Source organism: Solimonas marina (assembly GCF_012241385.1).
GTDB classification, from domain to species: Bacteria; Pseudomonadota; Gammaproteobacteria; order Nevskiales; family Nevskiaceae; genus Solimonas; species Solimonas marina.
The window spans coordinates 47,449-71,720 of record NZ_JAAVXB010000015.1 but is presented as its reverse complement, the minus strand read 5'-3'; the positions used below and the strand labels follow the sequence as shown (position 1 = coordinate 71,720).

The 24,272-nt window shown below is 67.4% G+C and carries 19 protein-coding genes and 1 pseudogene; 18 read left to right on the top strand and 2 right to left on the bottom strand.

The annotated features are described in order from the left end of the window. The first annotated feature begins 29 nt into the window (after positions 1-29). The 4 genes from G7Y82_RS19350 to G7Y82_RS19335 are packed head-to-tail and all read left to right on the top strand — an operon-like array spanning position 30 to position 5,767. Positions 30-908, top strand: coding sequence for a DUF58 domain-containing protein (locus G7Y82_RS19350; protein ID WP_168149778.1), 879 nt, complete (start codon positions 30-32; stop codon positions 906-908). Beyond that, positions 905-1,996: a BatA domain-containing protein gene (locus G7Y82_RS19345; protein WP_168149777.1), complete on the top strand. Its 1,092-nt coding sequence runs from the start codon at positions 905-907 to the stop codon at positions 1,994-1,996. Before G7Y82_RS19350 ends, G7Y82_RS19345 begins: the two co-directional genes overlap by 4 nt. Further along, complete coding sequence (locus tag G7Y82_RS19340) at positions 1,989-4,040, top strand: DUF4175 domain-containing protein (RefSeq protein ID WP_168149776.1); 2,052 nt, start codon at positions 1,989-1,991, stop codon at positions 4,038-4,040. The genes G7Y82_RS19345 and G7Y82_RS19340 overlap by 8 nt, the downstream gene beginning before the upstream one ends. Continuing rightward, positions 4,037-5,767, top strand: coding sequence for a carboxypeptidase regulatory-like domain-containing protein (locus G7Y82_RS19335; RefSeq protein ID WP_168149775.1), 1,731 nt, complete (start codon positions 4,037-4,039; stop codon positions 5,765-5,767). Before G7Y82_RS19340 ends, G7Y82_RS19335 begins: the two co-directional genes overlap by 4 nt. Positions 5,768-5,787: 20 nt before the next feature. Here G7Y82_RS19335 and G7Y82_RS19330 read toward each other — a convergent pair whose 3' ends face one another. After that, positions 5,788-6,333: a Smr/MutS family protein gene (locus G7Y82_RS19330; protein WP_168149774.1), complete on the bottom strand. Its 546-nt coding sequence runs from the start codon at positions 6,331-6,333 to the stop codon at positions 5,788-5,790. Between the two features lie 84 nt (positions 6,334-6,417). On the opposite strand from G7Y82_RS19330, the gene surE reads away from it, so the two are divergent. Genes surE through G7Y82_RS19310 form a run of 4 tightly spaced genes read left to right on the top strand, consistent with a single transcriptional unit; the run spans position 6,418 to position 9,346 of the window. Next, complete coding sequence (surE, locus tag G7Y82_RS19325; protein ID WP_168149773.1) at positions 6,418-7,164, top strand: 5'/3'-nucleotidase SurE; 747 nt, start codon at positions 6,418-6,420, stop codon at positions 7,162-7,164. After that, positions 7,146-7,826 carry a protein-L-isoaspartate(D-aspartate) O-methyltransferase gene (locus G7Y82_RS19320; protein ID WP_240954431.1) on the top strand — a complete coding sequence of 227 codons (681 nt, stop codon included), beginning with the start codon at positions 7,146-7,148 and terminating at the stop codon, positions 7,824-7,826. The genes surE and G7Y82_RS19320 overlap by 19 nt, the downstream gene beginning before the upstream one ends. Next, a complete protein-coding gene (locus G7Y82_RS19315) occupies positions 7,826-8,437 on the top strand; it encodes a DedA family protein (protein WP_168149772.1) in 612 nt (203 codons plus the stop codon). The genes G7Y82_RS19320 and G7Y82_RS19315 overlap by 1 nt, the downstream gene beginning before the upstream one ends. A gap of 18 nt (positions 8,438-8,455) precedes the next feature. Beyond that, entirely contained in the window at positions 8,456-9,346 is an 891-nt protein-coding gene (locus G7Y82_RS19310) for a peptidoglycan DD-metalloendopeptidase family protein (RefSeq protein ID WP_168149771.1), read from the top strand. Here the strand turns inward: G7Y82_RS19310 and G7Y82_RS19305 are convergent. Next, the gene (locus G7Y82_RS19305; protein ID WP_168149770.1) at positions 9,327-10,421 is read right to left on the bottom strand and encodes a fatty acid desaturase; all 1,095 of its coding nucleotides are present in this window, start codon (positions 10,419-10,421) and stop codon (positions 9,327-9,329) included. The two genes, G7Y82_RS19310 and G7Y82_RS19305, sit on opposite strands and share 20 nt — an antisense overlap. Before the next feature lie 269 nt (positions 10,422-10,690). Between G7Y82_RS19305 and alaC the strand changes: the two genes are divergently transcribed. The 10 genes and pseudogenes from alaC to G7Y82_RS19255 all read left to right on the top strand — a co-directional run bounded on the left by alaC (position 10,691) and on the right by G7Y82_RS19255 (position 24,240). After that, positions 10,691-11,926: an alanine transaminase gene (gene alaC / locus G7Y82_RS19300; protein WP_168149769.1), complete on the top strand. Its 1,236-nt coding sequence runs from the start codon at positions 10,691-10,693 to the stop codon at positions 11,924-11,926. Between the two features lie 87 nt (positions 11,927-12,013). Then, on the top strand, positions 12,014-13,324 hold the full coding sequence (locus G7Y82_RS19295) for a homoserine dehydrogenase (protein ID WP_168149768.1): 1,311 nt from the start codon (positions 12,014-12,016) through the stop codon (positions 13,322-13,324). 49 nt (positions 13,325-13,373) lie between these two features. After that, on the top strand, positions 13,374-13,973 hold the full coding sequence (locus G7Y82_RS19290; RefSeq protein ID WP_240954430.1) for a GNAT family N-acetyltransferase: 600 nt from the start codon (positions 13,374-13,376) through the stop codon (positions 13,971-13,973). A gap of 42 nt (positions 13,974-14,015) precedes the next feature. Continuing rightward, positions 14,016-15,057 (top strand): annotated as a pseudogene (thrC, locus tag G7Y82_RS19285) (threonine synthase); the annotation flags it as partial. A gap of 262 nt (positions 15,058-15,319) precedes the next feature. Then, a complete protein-coding gene (gene recJ / locus G7Y82_RS19280; protein WP_168149765.1) occupies positions 15,320-17,008 on the top strand; it encodes a single-stranded-DNA-specific exonuclease RecJ in 1,689 nt (562 codons plus the stop codon). Between the two features lie 100 nt (positions 17,009-17,108). After that, positions 17,109-19,079 (top strand): bifunctional 2',3'-cyclic-nucleotide 2'-phosphodiesterase/3'-nucleotidase, encoded by a 1,971-nt coding sequence (locus G7Y82_RS19275; RefSeq protein WP_366515701.1) that lies wholly within the window; start codon positions 17,109-17,111, stop codon positions 19,077-19,079. Between the two features lie 69 nt (positions 19,080-19,148). Beyond that, positions 19,149-19,535, top strand: a complete 387-nt coding sequence (locus G7Y82_RS19270; RefSeq protein ID WP_168149763.1) for a hypothetical protein — start codon at positions 19,149-19,151, stop codon at positions 19,533-19,535. A 318-nt stretch (positions 19,536-19,853) separates the two neighbouring features. Then, positions 19,854-22,349 (top strand): zinc-dependent metalloprotease, encoded by a 2,496-nt coding sequence (locus G7Y82_RS19265; protein WP_168149762.1) that lies wholly within the window; start codon positions 19,854-19,856, stop codon positions 22,347-22,349. Between the two features lie 122 nt (positions 22,350-22,471). After that, complete coding sequence (locus tag G7Y82_RS19260) at positions 22,472-23,437, top strand: diacylglycerol/lipid kinase family protein (RefSeq protein ID WP_168149761.1); 966 nt, start codon at positions 22,472-22,474, stop codon at positions 23,435-23,437. Next, positions 23,434-24,240, top strand: coding sequence for a metallophosphoesterase family protein (locus G7Y82_RS19255; protein WP_168149760.1), 807 nt, complete (start codon positions 23,434-23,436; stop codon positions 24,238-24,240). The genes G7Y82_RS19260 and G7Y82_RS19255 overlap by 4 nt, the downstream gene beginning before the upstream one ends. The last annotated feature ends 32 nt before the right edge of the window (positions 24,241-24,272 follow it).

Here is a 24,272-nt window from a genome sequence, read left to right as displayed (position 1 = left end):
GACGTGACGTCGAACCAGGGGCGCCGACCGTGCTGATCGCGCCGGAGCTGCTCGCGGCGCTGGCGCCGCTGCGCCTGCGCTCGCGTTATGCGCCGGCCGGCCTCGGCACCGGCTTTCACGCCAGTCCGCATCGCGGCAGCGGCCTCGAATTCGCCGAATACCGCGCCTACCAGCCCGGCGACGAACCGCGTCGCGTCGACTGGAAGCTCTATGCGCGCTCCGACCGCTTCTTCGTTCGCGACGCCGAGCGCGACGCGCAACTGCACGTCTGGGTGATCGTCGACTGCAGCGCGTCGATGGGGCAGGCCGATGCCGCGGCACCGCAGCGCACGCGCCTGGCGCAGGCGGCGGCACTGGCGGCCTGCGTCTTCGAGCTGGCGACGCGGCAGAACGATCGCTTCGGCCTGATCGCGATCGGCAACGACCGCGTCGCGATGCATGGTGACGGCGAGGGGCGCCGACATCGCGATCGTCTGGGGCTGGCGCTCGACGCCCTGCAGGCCGGCGGCGCGTGGCCGGATGCCGCGGCGCTGGCGCCGCTGCCGGCGCGCATCGCCCCGGGCGCGCTGGTCCTGATGATCGGCGACGGCTTCGAGCCGGCCATGGACGGGCTTGCCATGCGCCTTGCCGGCACGCGACGCGACGTGTCGTTCGTGACCTTGCTGACCGCCGAGGAGCGCGACTTTCCGTTCGACGGCAGCCCACGCTTTGAAGATCCGGAGGGCGCCGGCGTGCGCCGTGCCGTCGCCGAGCGCGTGCGCACAGGCTTTCTGGCGCGCTTCGGCGCCGCGCGTGCCGAGCGCCAGCGTGAACTGACCCGCGCCGGTATCGGCGCCGTCGATGCCTACACCGATGCGTCGCTGATCGTGCCGCTGCGGCGTTTGTTTGGTGGAGTGCCGGGCGCATGACGGTCTGGCTCTGGCCGCTGGGCCTTGCGGCGCTGGCCACGCTGGCGCTGCCCATCGTCATCCATTTGCTGCGCCGACCGCAGGACCGCGTCGTGCCGTTCGCGGCCTGGCGCCACGTCACCGAGCAGACCTCGTTTCGCGAACGCCTGCAGTTGCGTGCCTGGTTGCTGCTGGCCTTGCGGCTGCTGCTGCTGGCGGTGCTGGCGCTGCTGCTCGCGCAGCCGCTCTGGCGTCACGCGTCGCGATCGGCGCCGGCGCCGTGGCTGCTGATCGCGCCGGGGCTCGATGTCGCGCAGGTGCGCGCGCTGGCACCGGGCGCCGAGGCGCACTGGCTGCAGCCGGGCTTTCCGCCAATCAGCGAGGCGCCGACGGGCCGCGTCGATCTGTCCTTGCTGCGCGAACTCGATGCGCGCCTGCCGCTGGCGACGTCGATGACCGTGGTGCTGCCGTCGCAACTCGTCGATCACGATGCGGTGCGCCTGCGGCTGCGTCGCCGCGTGACCTGGAAAACCGTGCCGGCGCCGTTGCCGGTCGTACCGCAGCAAGCGGCGATCGTCGCAGTGCCGGCGTCGGCGCCCGACGGCGAGCAGCGCACCGTGCGCGCGCTGGTCGCGGCCTGGCAGGCGGACGGCGCCGCGGTCGAGTTGCGCCTGCTGGAAACGGGCGCGCCGCTGCCAGACGGTTTGCGGCTGCTGTGCCTGTTCGATGCCGCGCCGGATGCGGCGGCGCAGGCCTGGCTGGCCGGCGGCGGCACCGTGCTGCAGTCGCATGCCGCGGACGGTCATTGGCCGTTGCAGGCGCAGCCGGTCGGGCAGGGGCGTCGCTACGCGGTGCCGGCGGCGTTTGACGTGACGGCGATCCCGGCGCTGGCCGACATTGGCGAACCCGCCGCCTTGCGTCGCTTGTTGCTGGCCCCCTTGCAACCGCCGGCGCGCACCCTGGCCGATGCGGTGGCGCCGAGCGACGGGGCGGCGGCGAGCATCGAAACCGGTACACCGCTGCAGCCTTTGTTGCTGGCGCTCGCCGCGCTGTTGCTGCTCGCCGAACGGCTTTGCGCGCTATGGCAATCGGGGCGGCGCGATGACTGATTCGCTGCTCGCGCGTCTGGAATCGCGGCGCCGCGCCGCGCAACGCCGGCTGTTGCTCAACGATCTGTCGCGCGCCGTGCCGCCGTTGCTGGCGATTGCGTTCATTGCCCAGTGGCTGGAAGGGCCGCTGGCGATCGTCATCGTCGTGCCGCTGCTGTTGATGCTCGCGTTCGTCGAGCGCCGCCGACTCGCGCGCTTCGATACGCGCTGGCTGGCGCGGCAACTCGATGCGCAGTGGCCGCAGCTCGAAGACAGCAGCGCCTTGTTGCTGGTCGATACGCAAACGACCGGGCCGTTGATCGCGTTGCAGCGCGAGCGCCTGCGCGCGCGACTCGCCGAGCGGACACTGCCGGATTTGCGGCCGCCCTGGCCGGCACGTCGCGTTGCGGTCGCCGCGGCGCTGTCGCTGTTGGTCGCCGGACTGTTCGCGTGGCAGCCGTGGCGTGGCCATGTGCTGCACGGCGGCGCGGCGGCGCCAGCGGTTGGCGCCGACGGCTTGGCCGCCGGGCTGCGTATCACGCCGCCAACTTACACCGGCGTCGCCGCATTTCGCGCGACGAGCGCCGAGGCAAGCTTTCCGGCCGGCAGCATGGTGCGCTGGCAACTGCGGTTCGCGCACGCGCCGAGTGCGGTGACACTGCGCCTGCGCGATGGCCAGGCCGTGCCTCTGCAGCGCGACGGCGACGCGTGGCAAGGCGAACAAGTGATTGCCGCGTCGACGCTGTACCGCATCGACGCACCCGGCAGTGGCGTCGATGCGCAGCGTTTGTATCGCCTCGAAGCGCGGCCCGATCTGCCGCCGCAGATCACCGTGCGCGCGCCGGACAAGACGCTGAACCTGTTGGAGAAGGACCAGAAGCAGTGGCAACTGGCATTTGCCGCGCACGACGACTACGGCCTCGGCGAGGCGCAACTGTCGATCTCGCATGCACAGGGCACCGGCGAGCTGATCAAGGTCACCGAGCAGACCGTGACGCTGAAGGGCGACGGCGATGCGCACGACCGCGAATACCGCGACACCCTCGATCTGACCAAGCTCGGCTTCGAGCAAGGCGACGATCTGATCGTGCGCCTGAGCGTTGCCGACAATCGTCAGCCGACACCCAACCTCAGCCGCAGCGCCAGTTTCATCCTGCGCTGGCCGGCCGAGGACGATGACGAGAGCGTCGGCATGGAAGGCCTGGTCGGCAAGGCGATGCCGGCGTACTTCCGCAGCGAACGGCAGATCATCATCGACACCGAGGCGCTGCTCGCGCAACAGGAGCAGTTGTCCACGGCCGCCTATGCCAAGCGCGCCAATGCGATCGGTGACGATCAGAAGTTGCTGCGCCTGCGCTACGGGCGCTTCCTCGGCGAGGAAACCGAAGGCGGCCCGCACGACGAGGACCACGACGATCACGAGGGGCCGCCGCCGCCCGATGCGGCGCGCGCCGTCGAGCAGGAATACGGGCATGTGCACGACATCGCCGAAGCCGCGACGCTGTTCGACGAACCGACCAAGCAGCTACTGCGTCGCGCGCTGAACGAAATGTGGTCGGCCGAAGGTCTGCTGCGCACCGCGCAACTGCCAGAAGCGCTGCCGCACGAGCATCGCGCGCTGGAGGCGATCAAGCAGGTGCAGCAGTCGACCCGCATCTATCTGGCGCGCGCCGGTCTCGATCTGCCGCCGATCGACCCGAAGCGGCGCCTGACCGGCGATCGCAGCGGCTTGGTCAATCCACCGGCGTCGCCGATCGGCAGCGGCGACGGCGAGGCGCAAGCGGTCGTCGATGCCTGGCGCGCGCTGCAGACCGGACAGCCGGTCGACGCCGCTGCACTCGATACCTGGCTGCGCGCGCACCCTCAGCACGGCGATGTGGCGCTCGATGTTCTGCGCGCGGCCGACGAGCTGCGCCGCACACCGGATTGCGCGGCGTGCCGCCAGCGCCTCGCCGCGCGGCTCTGGCCGCTGCTGCCGACGCCGCCGACCGCGCTGCAGCCGCGCGCGGCGCCCGATGCGCAGACCCAGGCCTATCGTCAGGCGCTGCAAGGGGCGACGCCATGATCGCCGCCCTGGCATCGCTGGAGATGCGGCCGTGGATCGCGGCGGCCCTCGGGTTGGCGACACTGGCCGGCTGCTGGCTGAGTCTGCGCGCGTCGCCGCCGTGGTCGCGACGGCTGCTGCGCGCCGGCCTGCAACTGGCGGCCGCGCTGCTGTTCTGGTTCACGCTGTACCCGCCGACCAGCGCCTGGCATGCCGACGCGCTGACGGTCTTGACCGCTGGCGATCCGCAGGCGCGGCCGACCTCGCCGCTGGCGCAGGACGTGGTCGCCTTGCCCGAGGCAAAGGCGCCGCCGCGCATCGCGCGCGTCCCGGATCTGGCGACGGCGCGACGCGAGCATCCGCAGCTACGCCGTATCGACGTCATCGGCGACGGTCTGACGCCACGCGATCAAAACGCCGCGCGCGGCTTGCGCGTGCAGTACGCGCCGCCCGCCGGGCATGGCCTGATCGCGCTGCAGGCGCCGCAGCGGGTGCGCATCGGCCAGGCCTGGACGCTGAGCGGTCGGGTCGCGGCGCCGGCCGTACAGGTCGAGCTGCATGATCCGTCCGGCGCGGTCGTCGACCGCGTACGTGTCGATTCCAGCGGCGCGTTCACGCTCGGCGGCACCGCCAATGCCGGCGGCCGGTTGCGCTTTTCGCTGCTGACGCTGGACGCGCAGCAGCACCGCGTCGACGAAACGGCCGTGCCGCTGATCGCCGAGGGCGGCGTGGCGCTGGACATGCTCGTGCGTGCCGGCGCGCCAGACCCGGAGCTGAAGTACTGGCGGCGCTGGGCACGCGATGCCGGCGTCACGCTGGCGACCACCATCGGTCTCAGCGAAGGCCTGCAGATCGACGATGGCGATGCGTCGCTGACGCCGGCTGCGCTGGCCAAGGCCGACATGGTCGTCGTCGACGAGCGCGCCTGGCCGACGCTGGGCGCCGATGAAAAGACAGCGCTGCTCGACGCGGTTGCACACGGCCTGGGGCTGCTGCTGCGTGTCACCGGCCCGGTCGATCCGGCGGTGCTGGACGAATGGCGGGCCTTGGGTTTCACGCTGACCGCGCAGGATCAGCTGCGCAGTGTGCAGCTCCCCGGTGGTCCGGCCACCGGCAACGGCGCCGCATTCGCCGCGGCGGCGCTCGATATCGGCGGCGGCACTGCGATCGCGCAGGATCGCGACGGCGATCCCCTGGTCGTCGCCGTCGATCACGGTGACGGCCGCATCGCTATCACCACGCTGCTCGACAGCTACCGCCTGCAACTGGCCGGCGACGGCGGTCGCTACGGTGCCTGGTGGGCGCGCATCGTCGGCGCCGTGGCGCGGCCCCGGCCACAGCGGGTCGAGCCGGGCTGGCGCGATCCGGTCTGGGTCGGCGAGCGCTTGGCACTGTGTGATATCGGCGCCGACGCACGGGCGATCGCGCCATCCGGCGACGCGACCGCGCTGCTGCGCGACGGTGACTGCGCCGCGTACTGGCCGCGCGAGGCCGGTTGGTATCGACTCGACAGCGACGCTACGAGCCGCGATTTCTATGTGCGCGGCGCTGACGATGCGACTGGCCTGCGCCATGCGCGCGACCGCGCGGCAACCGTGGCCTTGAGTCAGGCGCCGTCGCCGGCCGGCGATGCGGCTGTCGGCAGCCGCCGGCCGCTGCCACGCTGGCCGTGGTGGCTAGGCTGGCTGGCAGTGACGGCGCTGCTATGGTGGCTGGAGCGCGGCGCCTTGCTTGGACGTCGCGCTTGAGGCGTCGAAGCGAGCGCCGCTCAGTTGGCGCGCAGCAGTACGTAGATGGCGCCGGTGCCGCCGTCGACATGGCGCGCCGAGCAATAGGCGATGACGTCGCGACGGCGGCGCAGCCAACTGCCGAGCAGCGCTTTGATGACCGGCCCGCTGTTCGGCGAGCCGTTGCCCTTGCCGTGAATGATGCGCACGCAGCGCCGGTCCAGCGCGTGGCAGCGGGCGATGAACTCGACGACGGCGAGCTTGGCGCGGTCGCGGTTCAGACCATGCAGATCCAGCTCCGTCTCGATGCGGTAATGACCGCGGCGCAGTCTGCGCAGCACGCCGTCCTGCACGCCCGGCGCGCGGTAGAGCAGGGTGTCGCCGCTTTCGATGTCGTCCGGCTCGGTGTCGGCCAGCAGCTCGCGCAGTGCTTCCAGCTCGTCGCGCTGGCGCTGGCGCGGCACCGGCGCCGGCGCGCGCGGCGCGGTATCGACACGCGACGACGGCGGCTGCAGCCGCACGCCGTGCATCGCCAAGCGGAACAGCTCGGCGTCGTCGGGAGGATCACGGTACGAATCGTCGCTCACGGCAGTTAAGTGTCGGTGGTCGGCTTTTTTCGTGGTCCGCCCCATCATATCCGGTAAACTGCAACGAATTTCCGTTTTGCCCCGATGAAAATCCTGCTTTCGAACGACGACGGCTGTCAGGCGCCGGGCCTGCGCTGTCTGAACGATCAGCTCCGCACCCGGCATGAGGTGGCGGTCGTGGCGCCGGACCGCAATCGCAGCGGTGCGAGCAATTCGCTGACCATCCTGCATCCGTTACGCGCGCAGCGGCATGACGACGGCACGCTGTGCGTCGATGGCACGCCCACCGACTGCGTGCATCTGGCGCTGACCGGCCTGATCGACCTGAAGCCCGACATCGTCGTGTCCGGCATCAATGCCGGCGCCAACCTCGGCGACGACACCCTGTATTCCGGCACCGTGGCGGCGGCGATGGAAGGCCGGCATCTCGGCTATGCGGCGATCGCGGTATCGACGACGTCGGTGCAGCCGCAGCATTTCGAGACCGCCGCGCGTGTCACGCTGCGCCTGCTCGAGCAGATCCAGCAGCATCCGATTCCGGGCGACACCATTCTCAACGTCAATGTGCCGGACCTGCCGTTCGACGCGCTGCGCGGCTATGCCGTGACGCGTGCCGGCAGCCGTCACCGCGCCGAAAGCGCCTTGCCGGCCAAGGATCCGCGCGGTCGCACGATCTACTGGATCGGTGAGGCCGGCGCCGAGGCCGACTGCGGGCCGGGCACCGACTTTCACGCGATCGCCGAGGGCAAGGTGTCGATCACGCCGCTGCTCGTCGATCTGACCCGCCACGACATGATCGAACGTCTGACGCAATGGGCGACGCCTCTATGATCTCGCGCGGCAGCAGCCGCCGGTCGCCCAATACGCTCAGCGCCGCCCGCGCCCGCCTGCTCGATGAGATTCGTCAGGCCGGCGTCAGCGATCCGGCGGTGATCGCCGCCATCACCAAGATCCCGCGCGAGTTGTTCGTCGACGACGCCCTCAAGGGCCGTGCCTACGAGAACAATGCGCTGCCGATCGGGCATGCGCAGACCATTTCGCAACCGGTCGTCGTCGCCTACATGACGCAGGCGCTGACGCAGGGCCGCAAGCTCGACCGCGTGCTCGAAGTCGGCACCGGCAGCGGCTACCAGACCGCGGTGCTGGCCGAGCTGGTTGGCACGGTGTTTACCGTCGAGCGCATTCGGGCGTTGTCGGAGCTGGCGCGCCAGCGTCTGTCGGCGCTAGGTTGCCGCAACGTGCATTTCGGTTATGCCGACGGCATGAACGGCTGGACGCCGTACGCGCCGTATCAAGGCATTCTCGTCACCGCCGGCGCCGAGCAGGTGCCGGCGGCTCTCGTCGAACAGCTCGCGCCGGGCGGCCGTCTGCTGATTCCGGTCGGCCCGCAGGGGCGCCAGTCGCTGAAGCTGGTCGAGCGGCGCGGCTCGACGGTACGCGAGCAGGATCTGGGCTGGGTGAGCTTCGTTCCACTGCTTTCCGGGAAGGTTTGATGCTGACGGCCTGGGTTGAACAATACGTCGCACATCTCGGATATTTCGAGATTTTCTTCCTGATGGCAATGGAGTCCAGCCTGGTTCCGCTGCCGTCCGAGTTCGTCATGATTCCGGCTGGCTATCTGGCCATGCAAGGCGAGCTGAATCCGTGGCTGGCGATGCTGACCGGTGGCGCCGGCTCGGTGGTCGGGGCGTCGTTCAACTATCTGCTGGGCCGCTATCTGGGCCGCGCCTTCCTGCTGCGCTACGGCCGCTACCTGCTGATTGATGAGCGCAAGTATCACGAGGCCGAGCGCCTGTTCCTGCGCAATGCGCACTGGGCGACCTTCGTCGGCCGTTTCATTCCGGTGATTCGTCACCTGATCTCGCTGCCGGCCGGCGTGTTCGGCATGCGCCTGTTGCCGTTCTTCGCGCTGACCATGCTCGGCGCGACGCTGTGGTGTGGCGTGCTGGTCGGCGTCGGCTATCACTTCGGCGAGCCGGTGGCACGCGTCATCAATCACTGGTCGCATGAGATCGGGCTCGTTGCCTGTTTGCTTGTGGCATTGTTTGTGATGAGATTCCTGCTCAAAGGACGCAAGAAACCGCAGGGCAGCGACGCGCCCTGAACCGAGAACGATCTGCGAATGATCCGTGCAAAGAAGCCGTGGCGGTCCCTGGGGTGGGTGCCGGCACTGATATTGGCGATGGTCCTGCAGGGCTGTGCGGGCTGGTCCTCGTGGGAAAACTCGCGCCGGGTCAGTGGCCATCACCGCGAGCCGCTGCCGGCAGGGGTCGTACCGGACCGCATGCCGGGCCCGCAGGAATACGTCGTTCGCCCCGGTGACACGGTCTACGCCATCGCGTTTCGCAACGATGTCGACTACCACGCGCTGGCGCGCTGGAACGGCATCGATTCCGACTACCTGATCCACCCCGGCGAAGTGCTGCGCTTGCGCGCGCCGCCGGCGACCAGCAGCACGCCGCCGCGGCAGCAGGTTGGTGTCATGCAGACGCAGGCACTGTCTGATGCGACATCGGTGACGGCGACGCCGGTGACCGCCGATACGCCGCCGCCGCAGACCGTGACGGCGCCGTCCAAGCCGCCGCCGTCATCACCGGCCAGCGATGTCGACGACGGACCGGCCGGTGGCTACCAGTGGATGTGGCCGGTCGATCACGCCACCGTCATGCGCGGCTTCGGCCAGCAGGGCAGCAAGGGCGTGGACTTCACTGGCAAGGTCGGTCAGCCGGTGTTTGCTGCCGCACCTGGCCGCGTCGTCTACAGCGGCAACGCGCTGAAGGGCTATGGCGAGCTGATCATCATCAAGCACGACGACGTCTACCTGTCGGCCTACGGCTACAACCGCAAGCGCTACGTCAAGGAAGGCGACATCGTCACTGCCGGCCAGCCGATCGGCGAGATGGGTCTGGGGCCGGAGAACAAGCCGATGCTGCACTTCGAGATCCGCGAGAAGGGCGAGCCGATCAATCCGGCGAAGAAACTGCCGGCCAAGGTCAGCGCGCCGTCGAGGTAGCACCTGTAGTGTCGGTGCGTGCAGGGGCAGGCTTGCCGTCGAAGCGCCGCCAGCGCGCCGCCTCCAGGTCGTAGAGCTGGCAATGGCGCGCGGTGGCGAAATACCAGCGCCAGCTGAAATCCTGGACAACGATCTTGCCCGGCAACGCCGCTTCGAGGCAGCGCTGCGCGTCCGGCAGGCCGTACAACGGGATGCCCATGTCGACGTGGTGCGCCGTGTGTTCGAGGATGTTGTGCAGCAGGCGGTTGAAGCCCGCCGGCAGCTGCAGGTGCACGGTCGTCGACACGAACGGTGTGGCCGCCGACCACTGCGCCTTGTCGGCATACCAGCGGATGCGCGGGTGGGTGTGGTGGGCGTAGACGACGAAGCCCATCAGTGTGTTCCAGAACAAGAACGGCAGGACGAAACCGCACAGCACCAGCAGCGCTGCCGACTGTGCGGTGGCGACGGCGGTGCCGATCAGCGCGGCGACCCACAGCGCCGCAAACGCGGTGACCAGCAGATCGTCCTTGAGAAATACCGGGCGACGAACCTTCAGGTAGCGTGCGCTCGGGAACATCATGCGCAGCCACCAGACTTCGATCAGGTAGTACAGCCCCGGTGCCCAACCGCTGCGGTAGATGCGCTCCAGGCGTTGCCGCCAGCGCGGCAGTGCGCGGTACTCGGCCGGGGTCAGCGGTGCCCAGACGAAGTCGAAGCCCTTGAGATTGGTGTAGCCGTGGTGGACGACGTTGTGGCCGGTCTCCCACAGGCTGTAGGGCGTCAGCGACGGCAGGAACAGCAGGCGGCCGAGCACGGCGTTGAGTCGCTTGTTCGGCGTGAAGGCCTGATGGCAGGCATCGTGACCGAGCACGAACAGGCGGCCGATGACGAAGCCGGCGACCGGCGTCAACAGCAGTTTGACGAGTACCGACGGGACGACGGCGATGGCCACGGTCAGCGCCACGAACAGCGCGTAGTCGAACGCGCTCAGCGCAAGCGCGCGCGGCGTGCTGCGGCGGCGGAAATCCTGCAGCCAGCTGCGGATCGTCTGGCGCGACGGCAGCGGGGTGCTGAGGCGGGGGGCGGTGGACATCGGGTCTCGAAGGTCGGCGCGCCGCAGGCTGGCGCGACTCGATGCTAGGGGGCAGGCGACGCCCTGCGGATTGATCGCTGTCAATGCGCCGGCAGGCGCGGTCTGCCTGTAGTGCGCCGCTGGCGGGCGGCAAATCCTGTTCGGACAAGGGCTTGAGCCCCGTTTTCGGTTGCGGGAAAACCCCCAAGTTGATTTAATACCGCCCCTTTTTCGGTCCGCTTTTCGGAACGAATCCCACCGGCTGTTTTTCTACCCATCCCAAGGTTCCCGTGAAAACCGTCTTCCCGCGCATCCAGCGCTTGCCTCCTTACGTCTTCAACATCGTTGGCGATATGAAGAAGGCCGCCCGAGCTCGTGGCGAAGACATCATCGATTTTTCGATGGGCAACCCGGATCAGCCGACGCCCAAGCACATCCTCGACAAGCTGGTCGAATGCTCGGTGCGCGGCACCGATTCCGACTACGTGCGGCCCGAGCTGCACGACGAGGATGGGGTGCACACACACCGCTATTCGGTGTCGAAGGGCATCCCGCGCCTGCGCCGGGCGATGGCGCGCTGGTACAAGCAGCGCTACGACATCGACCTTGACCCGGAAAGCGAGGTGATCGCGACGATCGGCTCCAAGGAAGGCCTCGCGCATCTGGCGTTCGCGACGCTCGGTGCCGGCGACGTGGTGCTGGTGCCGAATCCGGCCTATCCGATTCATCCGTACGGCGTGGTGCTGGCCGGTGCCGACGTGCGCCATGTGCGCATGACGCCGGATGTCGACTTCTTCGAAGAGCTGCAGAAGGCCATCAAGGAATCGTGGCCGGCGCCGAAGATGCTGATCCTCAACTTCCCGGGCAATCCGACCACGCAGTGCGTCGATCTGGATTTCTTCGAGAAGGTGGTGGCGATCTGCCGCGAGCACGAGATCTGGCTGGTGCACGACCTGGCCTATGCCGACATCGTGTTCGACGGCTACAAGGCGCCGAGCGTACTGCAGGTGCCGGGCGCCAAGGACGTTGCCGTCGAGTTCTTCACGCTGTCGAAGAGCTACAACATGCCGGGCTGGCGCGTCGGCTTCATGGTCGGCAATCCGACGCTGGTCGGCGCCCTGGCGCGCATCAAGAGCTATCTGGACTACGGCATGTTCACGCCGATCCAGGTGGCCGCAATCGCCGCGCTCGAAGGCCCGCAGGATTGCGTCAACGAGATTCGCGACATGTACGAGCACCGCCGCAACGTGCTCTGCGACGGCCTCAATTCGATCGGCTGGAAGGTCGAAAAGCCCAAGGCGACGATGTTCGTCTGGGCCGAGATTCCCGATGCCTTCAAGGCGCTCGGTTCGCTGGAGTTCTCCAAGCGCCTGATGGACGTCGCCAAGGTCGCGGTGTCGCCGGGCATCGGCTTCGGCGAATACGGCGACACGCATGTGCGCTTCGCGCTGATCGAAAACGAGCACCGCACGCGCCAGGCGATCCGCGGTATCAAGAAGCTGCTCAAGGAAGCGCAGCCGACGTGATTCGTACCCGCCGCTACGTGGCCGGCAACGTGCCGGTCACCAAGCGGTGTGACGAATGACCCACCCCGAATCATCCATCACGGTTTCATGAACGAAGCGATCAAAGTTGGCGTCATCGGTCTTGGCACGGTTGGCCAGGGTGTCCTGCGGTTGCTGAAGGACAATGCCGATGAAATCACGCGTCGCGTCGGCCGGCCGCTGCGTGTCACCTATGCGTCGGTGCGCGATCCGAACAAACCGCGCGATTGCGACCTGTCGGGCGTGACGACGGTGGCCGATCCGATGCAGATCGCGCGTGACGCCGACGTCGACCTGATCGTCGAGGCGATCGGCGGCATCAGCCCGGCGCGCGAGCTGATCGAGACCGCCGTCGGTCGCGGCATCTCGGTCGTCACCGCCAACAAGGCGCTGATCGCCGAAGACGGCAACCGCATTTTTGACGCCGCACGCCAGACCGGTGCCAGCGTCGCCTTCGAGGCGGCCGTTGCTGGCGGCATCCCGGTCATCAAGGCTGTGCGCGAGGGCTTGGCCGGTAACCGTGTCGAGCGCCTGGCCGGCATCATCAACGGTACTTGCAACTACATCCTGACGCAGATGCAGGAGAAGGGTACGAGCTTCGACGAGGCCCTGCGCGACGCGCAGCGACTCGGTTATGCCGAAGCCGATCCGACCTTCGACATCGAGGGCATGGACTCGGCGCACAAGCTGACCATCCTGGCCAGCATCGCGTTCGGCGTGCCGCTCGACTACGCGTCGGTGTCGGTCGAGGGCATCACCAAGGTGACGCCGCAGGACATCCAGATCGCGCAGGTCTTCGGTTACCGCATCAAGCTGCTCGGCATCGCCAAGCGGCACGCGACCGGTGTCGAGTTGTGCGTGCATCCGACGCTGGTGTCGGAGAAGGCGATGATCGCCAAGGTCGACGGCGTGCTCAATTCGGTGGTCGTGCACGGCAATGCGGTCGGCGAGGTCGGTTTCTATGGCCGCGGCGCCGGTGGCGACGCCACCGCATCGGCAGTGGTCGCCGATCTCTGCGATCTGGCGCGCACGCTCGGTGTCGACGCCCGCCATGCGGTGCCGCCGCTGGCGTTCCAGCCGGAGGCGGTGCAGCCGTTGCCGGTAATGGCGATGGCCGACGTGCCGAGCGCGTTCTATCTGCGCCTGCTGGTGGCCGACGAGCCGGGTGTGTTGTCGAAGCTGACGACCATCCTCGCCGCGCACGACATCAGCGTCGAGGCGATCCTGCAGCGCGAGCCGCATGGCGAAGACGATGCGACGGTGGCGCTGATCACCTCGGTCATTCCGCAGCACCGCTTCGATCACGCGTTGACCGAAATGCGCGCGCTGCCGTTCGTTCGCGAGGATGCGGCGCGTTTGCGCGTCGAGAAGTTCGAATAGTTTTTGAGTGGCACGAGGAGGAAGGGGATCGATGCACGGTGATTTTCATTTGGCGCCCGTATCCGCACTGAGCGGACGCCATGTACGGCTCGAGCCACTGACGGAAGCCCACTTCGAGGGCTTGGTGGTGGCGGGCAGCGACCCGGCGATCTGGGCCTGGTACCCGGATTCGGCTGCGACGCCGGACAGCATGCGGCGCTTCGTCGACATCGCGCTGGCCAGCGCTGCGTCCGGCGCCGCGCAGCCGTTCGCACAAGTCGATGCGAAGACCGGCGTGATCGTCGGCAGCACACGACTGGCCGCATTCGACATGCGGCATCGCCGCGCCGAGATCGGCTGGACCTGGCTGGCGCCGTCGGCGCAGCGCACGCCGATCAACACCGAGTCCAAATACCTGCTGCTGCGTCATGCCTTCGAGACGCTGGCCCTGATGCGCGTCGAGTTCAAGACCGACTGCCTCAACGAAAAGTCGCGCCGTGCGCTGACGCGCATCGGTGCCACCGAGGAAGGCATCTTCCGCCGGCACATGATCACCGAGACCGGCCGTGTCCGCGACAGCGCCTACTTCAGCGTCGTCGACGCCGAGTGGCCGGTCGTCAAGCAGCACCTCGAAAAGCTGATGGCGCGCGACGACGCGCCGCTGGCCTGAATCACCCATCGCCGTAACCACTTGCTACCCGAGAGACCCGACGTGACCCGCTATACCGGCCTGATCGAGAACTACCGCGACCGCTTGCCGCTGGCCCCCGAGGCCCGCGCGATTTCGCTCGGCGAGGGCCGCACGCCGCTGATCAAGCTGGAGAATCTGACCAAGCAGGTCGGTTTCGACGGCGAGCTGTACGTCAAGTTTGAAGGTCTGAATCCGACCGGTTCGTTCAAGGACCGCGGCATGACGGTGGCGGTCACGCAGGCGGTGTATGAGGGCGCCAAGGCCATCATCTGCGCGTCGACCGGCAATACCTCGGCGGCCGCCGCGGCGTATGCGGTGCGTGCCGGCGTCACGGCTTTCGTGCTGATCCCGGACGGCAAGATCGCGCTCGGCAAGCTGGCGCAGGCGGTCGTGCACGGCGCGGTCGTCATCCAGATCCAGGGCAACTTCGACGACGGCATGCGCCTCGTCAAAGAGATCGGCGAAACCACGCCGGTGGCGATCGTCAATTCGATCAATCCGTACCGCCTGCAGGGTCAGAAGACCGCGTCGTTCGAGATCGTCGAAGAACTCGGCCGTGCGCCGGACTTTCACTGTCTGCCGGTCGGCAATGCCGGCAACATCAGCGCACACTGGATCGGTTATTCGGAAATGGCTGGCGTCGCCACCGCGATCAGCCCGCATCACGGCGACGGCCGCTTCCTCGACCGTCCGCTGACGACCACGCGGCCGCGCATGGTCGGCTATCAGGCTGCCGGCAGCGCGCCGTTCATGCGCGGTGGTCCGGTCAAGGATCCGGAAACGGTCGCCACCGCGATCCGCATCGGCGACCCGCAGTCGTGGAAGCTCGCCTGGGCGCTGCAGGAGGAGTCCAAGGGCTGGTTCGACGAGTGCACGGACGATGACATTCTCGCGACGCAGAAGCTGCTGGCCGCCAGCGAAGGTGTGTTCTGCGAGCCGGCATCGGCGGCGTCGCTGTGCGGTGCGTTGCGTGACATCAAGGCCGGCAAGATCGCCCCGGGTTCGACGGTGGTCTGCACGCTGACCGGCAACGGCCTCAAGGATCCGGACATCGTCATGAAGGACGGTCTGAAGTCGCTGATCCAGGTGCCAGCCGAGCGCGGTGCGGTCGAAAAGGCACTGCTCGCGCATTTGAAGTAACGCTCGCTGCAACCGCAGAAAAGCGGGAACCGCAGATTGCGCAGATTAACGCAGACGAAAAGCGGACATGCTCACGTTTTTAATCTGCGTCATCTGCGTCATCTGCGTCATCTGCGGTTGAAAAGCTTTTTGTTGAGGTCCGGTTTCGCTTCGACGCTGTGCCTGCGGCTTGTACCGTGGTCCGAATGATCGCCCCTCGTATCGAACGTCGCCCCGACGGGCAACTGGACGCACTGCCGGATTCGCTGCATCCGGTGCTGCGTCGCGTCTATGCGGCGCGCGGCCTGAGCACCGGCGAACTCGAACTCGAACTGACGCGGCTGTTGCCGCCGGCCGGCCTACGCGGCATCGATGCGGCCGCGGCGCGCGTCGCCGATGCGATCGCGGCCGGCGAGGGCATCGTCGTTGCCGGCGACTACGATGCCGACGGCGCGACCGGTGTCGCCGTGGCCGTCAGCGGCCTGCGCGCACTGGGCGCGACGCAGGTTGACTATGTGGTGCCCGACCGCTTCCGCATGGGCTATGGCCTGTCGCCGGCGCTGGCCGAATTGGCGGCGCAGAGTGACGCGCGGCTGCTGATCACCGTCGACAGCGGCATCGCCAGCAATGCCGGCGTCGCGCACGCCAAATCGCTGGGCTTGTCGGTCATCGTCACCGACCATCACCTGGCCGGTGACGAACTGCCCGACGCCGAAGCCATCGTCGATCCGAACCAGCCGGGCTGCACGTTCGTGTCCAAGCATCTGGCCGGCGTCGGCGTGATGTTCTATCTGCTGCTGGCGGTGCGCGCGCAGTTGCGCGCGCGCGGCGCCTTTGCGCCCGGTCCCGAGCCACGTCTGGTCGAACTGCTCGATCTGGTCGCGATCGGTACGGTCGCCGACGTCGTGCGCCTCGACTACAACAATCGCATCCTCGTCCAGCAGGGCCTGGCGCGGATTCGCGCCGGCCGCGCGCGGCCCGGCGTGCAGGCGCTGTTGCAGGTCGCCGGCCGCGACGCGTCGCGAATCGGTTCCACCGACCTGGGCTTCGTGGTCGGGCCGCGCATCAATGCCGCCGGCCGGCTCGACGACATCCGCACCGGCATCGAATGTCTGCTGGCGCCCGATATGGCGCAGGCGCTGCCGCTGGCGCAGCAGCTCGACCGCTTCAATCGCGAGCGGCGCGAGATCGAGGCGCAGATGCGCGAAACGGCGCTGCTGATGATCGAGGACAGCGACGCCACCGGCGTCTGCGTGTTCCAGGATGATTGGCACGAAGGCGTCGTCGGCCTGGTCGCCTCCAAGCTCAAGGAGCGCTTGCACCGGCCGACCATCGCGTTCGCGCGCGCGCAGGAGGGCGGTGTGCTCAAGGGCTCGGGGCGCTCGATTCCGGGCCTGCACCTGCGTGACGCGCTGGTCGCACTCGATACGCGTTTCCCGGGGCTGCTGCAGCGCTACGGCGGCCACGCGATGGCCGCCGGCATGACCATCGCCGAGGCCGATTACGAACGCTTCGAGCAGGCCTTCGATGTGGTCTGTCAGAGCCTGCTCGATGACGATGCGCTGGCGCGTGTCGTGCACACCGACGGCGAGCTGGCCGACGACGAGCTGGTGCTCGAAACCGCACATGCGCTTGAAAGCGCCGGCCCCTGGGGTCAGGGCTTTGCCGAGCCGTTGTTCGAAGGTTGCTTCGAGGTGCTCGGCCATCGCGTGCTCAAGGACGTGCACGTCAAATACCGGCTCGCGCATGGCGCGGATTCGTTGTCGGCGATCCATTTCAGCGGCATCGAGCAGTTGCGCAGCAGCGGCACCTTGCACGCGACCTATCGGCTGTCGATCAACCGCTGGCAAGACCGCGAGAACCTCGAGCTGTTCATCGTCGACGTCTGCGACTGAGTGGATGGCGGGCGCTGTCGCTCGCGATCCGGCGCGACGGCTGTTACGGTTCGGCCTTTGCTGGTTCGCTGCGGGGGCGTGGATGCGTGTTCGAATTTGCGTGGCAGTCGGGTTGTTGTCCTGGCTGGCGGCCTGTCACGGCCCGTCGGGCGCCGATGCCGATGTGCAGGTGCCCGCCAATGGCAGCACCTTGTCGATGGCCTTGCTGGAGACCACCGACCTGCATTCGAACGTCCTCAGTTACGACTACTACCGCGCCAAGCCGGACCCGACGCTGGGCTTCGAGCGTACCGCGACGCTGATCGACAGTGCACGACACCAGTATCCGAACAATGTGCTGCTCGACGCCGGCGACACCATTCAAGGCACGGTCTTGGCCGACTATGAGGCGCGCGTCGAGAACCTGCCGTGCAAGCGCGAGCTGGCGGTGTATCGGGCGATGGATGCGCTCGGTTACGACGGCGGCACCATCGGCAATCACGAGTTCAACTACGGCCTCGACTACCTGGGTCAGGTCACCGGCGCCGCGTTCAATGTCGAGAACGTGAAGACGCAGCATTGTGCCGGGCCGCACTATCCGCTGGTGCTGTCAAACGTCTATTCCGATCTCGACGGCAAGCCCCTGTATCCGCCGTACGCGATTGTGCAGAAGACCTTCGAGGCGAAGGCACCGGACGGCCACATGCAAAAGGTGACACTGCGCATTGGCCTGCTCGGCTTCACGCCGCCGCAGATCACCGACTGGGATCGCCTGAACCTGCAGCGCAAGATCAACGCGACCAGCGCCGTCGACGCGGCCAAGCGCTGGCTGCCGGAACTGCAGGGCAAGCATCCGGATCTCATCGTCGCCCTCGTCCACGGTGGTCCGGATGCCAGCGCCTACACGCCGAAGATGGAAAACCCGGCCTGGTATCTGGCCGGCGTGCCGGGCATCGATGCCATTCTCATGGGCCATATGCACAAGCCGTTTCCGGGCGCGTTCGCCGATCTGCCCGGCGTCGACGAGAAGCGCGGCCTGATTCGCGGCGTGCCGGCGGTGATGGCCGGCATGTGGGGCAAATACCTCGGTGTCATTCATCTCGACCTGAAGCGCGAGAACGGCAAGTGGAAGGTCGACACACAAACGTCGAACGCGGAGCTGCAGCCGATCTGTCCAGCGTCCGGCGACTGCGTGGCGCCTGATCCGCGGATACGGCCGCTGGTCCAGGAGGTGCACGAAGCGGCTGTCGAATACCTGCAAAAGCCGATCGGCAGCACCGGCTTCCGGCTCAGCTCGTACTTTTCCGACGTCGGCGACGAGTCGACGCTGGCACTGGTCAATGCCGTGCAGCTCAATTACGTACGCCGCTGGATTGCCGAGAACCGACCGTCGTGGCGCCAGGAGCCGCTGCTGTCGGCGTCGGCCTCGTTCAAGACCGGCTATGCTGGCCCCGACGACTACACCGACATCGCGCCCGGTGCGGTCAGTCGCCGCAGCGCCGCCGATCTCTACCAGTTCAGCAATACCATGGCCGCGGTGCGCATCGACGGCAATACGCTGCGCCGCTGGCTGGAGCTGAGCGCCGAACGCTACCAGCGACTCGACCCGGCCACACGCGAGCCTCAGGATCTGATCAACAACAAGGTGGCCGGGTTCAACGTCGATCACTTCGCCGGCGCCGGGCTGCACTACGTCATCGACCCGAGCCAGCCGGAAGGGCAACGCATCACCGAGCTGAGCATCGACGGCAAGCCGATCGCGCCGACGCAGATGGTGATCGTCGCGACGAACAACTACCGCGCCAGCAGCAGTCCGGTGCTCAAGGGGCGGCAGACCATCCTGTCGTCTCAGGACGACATTCGCGGGCAGATCGTCGAGTGGCTGAAACAGCATCCGCACCTGAAGCGCAGCCAGCTGCCGTCGCGCGCCTGGTCGTTCGCGCCGTTGCATCTGCACGGGCCATTGCGTTTCGACACGGCGGCCGGAAAGGCCGCGGTCGCCCGCGCTGCGGGGTTGCCCGGCATTCGCGAGCGTGAGGCGCTGAGCGATGGCCGCGCGCGCTACACGGTCGACCTGCGCGCTCTGCACTGAAGGTTTTGCGTTGCGGAACTCAGCCGGCAGCTCCGAGTCGAAAACCGTGGATGCGATCAGGGGTTGGCGATGGGTGCAGCGGATTGTGGCCGCCGCGTCGGCGGGCTGGCAGCCGGCCTGACGCTGCTGTGCGTGGGCGTGGCGGCCGCGCAGGGGCCAAAGGCCAAGGACGACGATGATGATCTGCCGACGGTGATCGTGCGGCCGAACGAGGATCCGTTCGCCAAGTCCGATCGCAAGCTGCACGACATCATCAAGGGCTTGCCGGGCGCCGACGACCAGGTGGCAGCGAAGAAAAGCGTGACGCAGCGCGTCGGCGAGTGGTATCGCGCCAACGAAGACCCCAACACGATGTCGGCCGATTCGAAACGGACGATCCTCGAGGCGCTGGGCCGCGAGCCTGCGCTGGCGCCTGATCCCGACCCGCCACAACCCGATTTCACACCGAGCCGCTGACGCGATGCGTCGGCGCGCGCGGCGATGTGATCGCGGCAGCTTGTGAGCCGGCTCTAATCTCGGCGCCGAAGTGATGGCGATCAGTGCGTTTCGAACGCCGGTGCTCGTCGGTAGCGCACGCACTCGCGCGGACGCCGTCGTACTACCGTGGTTGCGGATGACAAAAGATTAACCACATCGTGCTCATGGCCTGCGTCACTATGGAATGCGCGCGATGGTGAGTCGGTGTGGTGTTTGGGGCGCCGCGATGGCATCGACAGGAATCTCGCGTCCAAGTCCGGCGGCGATGGCCGGGCGTCGAACATTCGAGAGCACCACATGCAAATCAAGGGACGTATCGCCGGCGCCGCACTGGCCCTGGCATTTCTCAGCCTATTGTCGGCGCTGACGCCGGCTCAAGCCGCGACGTTGACCGCGAGCCAATGGGCCAAGGTTTCGACCGGCTACCAGCAAAAGCCCGGGCTGTTTCCGCTCTATATCGACCGCGCCGACAATCGGGTGCTGGCGCAGTTGCCGCCGCCGGACGCGTCCGGCGTGATGATGCGCGTGATTCACCACAGCATGATGTCGCAGGGTACCGGGGCGCCCTCGACGCACATGGAGCGCAGCAAATTCGGTCCGAGCCGCCTGCTGCGATTTCGCCGCGTCGGCCAGCGGGTCGTCGCAGAGTACGAAAACACCGCCTTCAAGGCGTCCGCTTCGCCGCTCGAACAGTTGGGCGCCGAGCAGTCGTTTCCGACATCGGCGGTCTGGGCGGGCGATGTCATCGCGACCCTGGCCGACGGGTCGACCATCGTCGACCTGTCGAGCTTTTTCACGCGGGATGCCTGGGGCATGCTCGACAACCTCAACCACGCCGGTCAGGGCCACTTTCGGCAAGACGCCGCGTTGTCGATGGTCGACGCGACGTCCGCGCGTGCGTATCCGGACAACCTCGAAGTGGACGCCACGTTCACATTTCGCACCGACGATCCAGGCAAGGAAATCCAAGACGTCACGCCGGATTCGAATGTAGTGACGGTCAAGCTGCACCACAGCCTCATTCGCCTGCCTGACGATGGCTATCAGCCTCGTGTCTACGACCCGCGCATCGGTGGTTTCGACAACGTCGTGACGGACTTTTCGGCGCCGCTCGACAAGCCATTGGTGACGCGCTTGGCGCACCGCTTCAGGCTGCAGAAGACCGATCCCTCGGCGGCGCGTTCGACCGTCAAGAAGCCTATCGTGTTCTACGTCGACAACACCGCGCCGCCGAGGATTCAGCAGGCCTTGATCGACGGCGCGAGTTGGTGGAAACAAGCCTTCGATGCGATGGGCTACATCGACGCTTTCCAGGTCAAGGTATTGCCGAAGGGCGCCGATCCCTACGATGCGCGCTACAACATGATTTTCTGGAGCCACCGCGTGACGCGCGGCTGGTCTTACGGTCATCTGGTCCTTGATCCGCGCACCGGTGAAATTGTGCATGGTGACGTGCTGCTCGGTTCGCAGCGCACGCGCCAGGACATCATCATGTTTGAGGGGCTGCTCGGCACGGCCAACAGCGGCAAGGGCGGGCCGAACGACCCGGTCGAGCTGGCCTTGGCGCGCCTGCGGCAATTGACTGCGCACGAGGCCGGGCACGTGCTCGGCTTCGAGCACAACTTTGCGTCCAATACCCAGGGCCGCAGTTCGGTCCTCGACTATCCTGCGCCGCTGATCAAGATCGTCGGCGATCACCTGGACTTCAGCGATGCCTATGGCGTGGGGATAGGCGAGTGGGACAAGATTTCCGCGTACGCCTTGTACTCGGAAGATCCGCCGGCCGTGCGGTCGCGCAAGGTCGATGAGGCGTTGCGGCATTACATCTACCGTGGTCAGCCCGAAGGCCGCTCTGACGAAATCCTCGCGCCACTGGCGGCGCCGTGGGTCAACGGCACCGATCCCGTCGAGGAAATGAAACATGTGATGCGCATTCGCCGAATTGCGCTCGATCACTTCGGGTTGAACAACCTGCCCAAGGGTTCGGCGGTGTTCGAGTTGCGGCGCCGGATCGTGCCGATCTATCTCTATCATCGCTATCAGGCCGAGGCCACCGCCAAGCTGATCGCTGGTGCGGACTATGGCTATCCGCTCAACGGACACGGCGACGAAGACTTGCTGGCGCCAGTGCCGCGCGCTACGCAGAAGGCGGCGGTCGAGGTGCTGCTCGATGCACTGGCGCCATCCGAGCTGACCTTCAGCCCCGAGCAGCTTAAGCTGCTGGCCGCGCAGACGTCGGGGGTCCCCGACCCGCAGAACGACATCGAGATTTTCACTAGCCGTATGTCGCGCTCGTTCGATTCCGGGATGGCCGCGGAGGTGGCGGCCGACATTGTGCTGGACGCGATGTTCAAGCCCGAGCGGATCAACGGACTCGTCGAGGCCATGGCACGCGATCCGCAGCCGTTGGGACTCGGCACGATGATCGACATGGTCATACAGCGCGTTTTTTCGGCGCAGCCGAAGAATGCGGCTGAAGCGGAGGTCGCGCGCCGCGTGCAACTGCGTACGGTCATCATGCTGGCGCGCCGGCTGTATGGCGTCTCCGCACCGGCGGTGCCGGGCGCGGTGCCGCTGAAACCGTCGGCCCCGTTGTCGTCCACGGCAGCGGCGATCGTCAGCGAGAAGCTGGCCGCGCTGGGCGTCAGGCTCAGTCACGCCAAGGCCAAGGATCCTGTGCAGCAGGCGCACGACCTGTGGCTCGCGAGCTTGCTCGAGCATCCCGCCGAGATGAAGGACGCGTTGCGCAGCGGTCGCTACGACATTCGCATTCCACCCGGCTCGCCGATCTGAGCGGTGTTTTGCGTGCCCGGACGTCGCGCGACGCGGCGTCCGGGCGGTCGCGGTGCATGCATCAGCGGCGGTTCAGACCGGCGCAGGTCCAATAGGCGCTCCACTCCGCAGCCAATGCCGCCATGGCCGTCGACGCCCCCGACGCGTTCTCTGCTTCGACGCCGTTGTTCATCGTCGCCAACGCCGGCTCTGGCCATGACGCCGCCGATGACACGCGTGCAGCGATGACGAAGGTTTTCACGGCCGCCGGGCGCTCGCACGAGTTCGTGCTGATCGAAAAAGGCGGCGACGTGGTGGCGGCAGCGCAGGATGCTGTCGAGCGGGCACGCGCGGTGCGCGGCGCCGTGATCGCCGCCGGTGGCGACGGCACGATCAGCGCCGTCGCCCAGCAAGCCGCCGACAGTGGCGTGTTGTTTGGCATCGTGCCACTCGGCACTTTCAACTACTTTGCGCGTGTGCACGGCGTGCCGCAGGATGCGGCGGCCGCGGCGCGCGCCTTATTGACGGCGACGCCGCAGCCCACGCAGGTCGGCTGCGTCAACAATCGCAGCTTTCTCGTCAATGCCAGTCTTGGTCTCTATCCGGAGCTGCTTGAAGATCGCGAAGCGTACAAGCAGCGTTATGGCCGCAGCCGGCTCGTTGCGCTGGTGTCGGGTTTGCGCAGCCTGTTGCGCGAACAGCGGCAATTGCATCTGGAATTCGGCATCGACGGCGAAATCCGGCGCATCAAAACGCCGACCTTGTTCGTCGGCAACAACCGTCTGCAGCTCGAGCGCGTCGGGCTGGACGACGCGGCCGCCCTCGACGACGGACATCTGGTCGCCGTGCACCCGCGGCCGATCGGCGCGCTGGCGATGCTGGGGCTGACCTTGCGTGGTGCGCTCGGCCGTCTGGGCGATGCCGATCAGGTGCAGAGCCTGGTGTTCCGCGAGCTGGAGGTCCGGCCGCGGCGCTGGGCGCGGCGCCGGATCAAGGTCGGCATCGACGGCGAGATCGTCTGGATGCGGCTGCCGTTGCGGTTTCGTGCCAAGCCTGGTGCGCTGCAATTCCTGATGCCGGCGCCAGCGGCGAGGGCGGCGGTCGAATGACGGTATTGCTGCAGGTCTCGGATCCCCACTTCGGCACCGAGCGGCGCCCGGTGGCGGCGGCGTTGCAGGTGCTGGTCCGACATCAGCGACCGGACCTGTTGGTGGTGTCGGGCGATATCACGCAGCGCGCCCGGCGCGCGCAGTTCGCCGCTGCGCGACGCTATTTCGACGCGCTCGGCATTGCGACGCGCTTCATGGTGCCCGGCAATCACGACATCCCGCTGCTTGGTCTGTGGACGCGCTGTGTCGATCCCTATCGGCACTATCGGCAAGCTTTGGGGCCGGCTGGCGATCGCACGATGGCGCGCGACGATCTGCTGTTGATCGGCCTCAATACGACGCGGCCGTGGCGGCATACCGATGGCGAGGTGTCGTCGCAGCAAGTCGAGTGGGCGGCCGCGCAGCTGCGGCAGGCGCGCCCCGGCCAGCTGCGTGTTCTGGTGACGCACCAGCCCGTGCATGTGGTCCGCGAACGCGACGCACACAATCGCCTGCACGGGCATGCTGCAGCCATTTCGGCATGGTCGGCAGCGGGTGCCGACCTGATCCTCGGTGGGCATATCCACCTGCCTTACGTGGCCGAGCTGCAGGCAGCTTTCCCGCAGTTGCCGCGGCGCCTGTGGGCCTTGCAGGCCGGTACCGCGCTGTCGTCGCGGATCCGCTTCGAGGCCAACAACTCCGTGAATCTGTTGCGCATCGCTGCCGGTCGCCGCTGCATCGCCGAGCGCTGGGACTATCACGACGCGCGCGCCGCGTTCGAGTGCACGCTGCAAACGGAGATCGACGCCGATCACACGGCCTGAGCGCGGCGGCGGTCCTCGGCGGCTTGTCGTGG

Excerpts from the sequence above, each read along its gene's own strand:
- surE (WP_168149773.1), top strand. The coding sequence starts at position 6,418 with ATGAAAATCCTGCTTTCGAACGACGACGGCTGTCAGGCGCCGGGCCTG.
- G7Y82_RS19265 (WP_168149762.1), top strand. The coding sequence starts at position 19,854 with ATGCAAATCAAGGGACGTATCGCCGGCGCCGCACTGGCCCTGGCATTT.
- G7Y82_RS19315 (WP_168149772.1), top strand. The coding sequence starts at position 7,826 with ATGCTGACGGCCTGGGTTGAACAATACGTCGCACATCTCGGATATTTC.
- G7Y82_RS19345 (WP_168149777.1), top strand. The coding sequence starts at position 905 with ATGACGGTCTGGCTCTGGCCGCTGGGCCTTGCGGCGCTGGCCACGCTG.
- G7Y82_RS19340 (WP_168149776.1), top strand. The coding sequence starts at position 1,989 with ATGACTGATTCGCTGCTCGCGCGTCTGGAATCGCGGCGCCGCGCCGCG.
- G7Y82_RS19255 (WP_168149760.1), top strand. The coding sequence starts at position 23,434 with ATGACGGTATTGCTGCAGGTCTCGGATCCCCACTTCGGCACCGAGCGG.
- recJ (WP_168149765.1), top strand. The coding sequence starts at position 15,320 with ATGATCGCCCCTCGTATCGAACGTCGCCCCGACGGGCAACTGGACGCA.
- G7Y82_RS19295 (WP_168149768.1), top strand. The coding sequence starts at position 12,014 with ATGAACGAAGCGATCAAAGTTGGCGTCATCGGTCTTGGCACGGTTGGC.
- G7Y82_RS19335 (WP_168149775.1), top strand. The coding sequence starts at position 4,037 with ATGATCGCCGCCCTGGCATCGCTGGAGATGCGGCCGTGGATCGCGGCG.
- G7Y82_RS19310 (WP_168149771.1), top strand. The coding sequence starts at position 8,456 with ATGATCCGTGCAAAGAAGCCGTGGCGGTCCCTGGGGTGGGTGCCGGCA.
- G7Y82_RS19305 (WP_168149770.1), bottom strand. The coding sequence starts at position 10,421 with ATGTCCACCGCCCCCCGCCTCAGCACCCCGCTGCCGTCGCGCCAGACG.
- G7Y82_RS19270 (WP_168149763.1), top strand. The coding sequence starts at position 19,149 with ATGGGTGCAGCGGATTGTGGCCGCCGCGTCGGCGGGCTGGCAGCCGGC.
- G7Y82_RS19320 (WP_240954431.1), top strand. The coding sequence starts at position 7,146 with ATGGGCGACGCCTCTATGATCTCGCGCGGCAGCAGCCGCCGGTCGCCC.
- G7Y82_RS19260 (WP_168149761.1), top strand. The coding sequence starts at position 22,472 with ATGGCCGTCGACGCCCCCGACGCGTTCTCTGCTTCGACGCCGTTGTTC.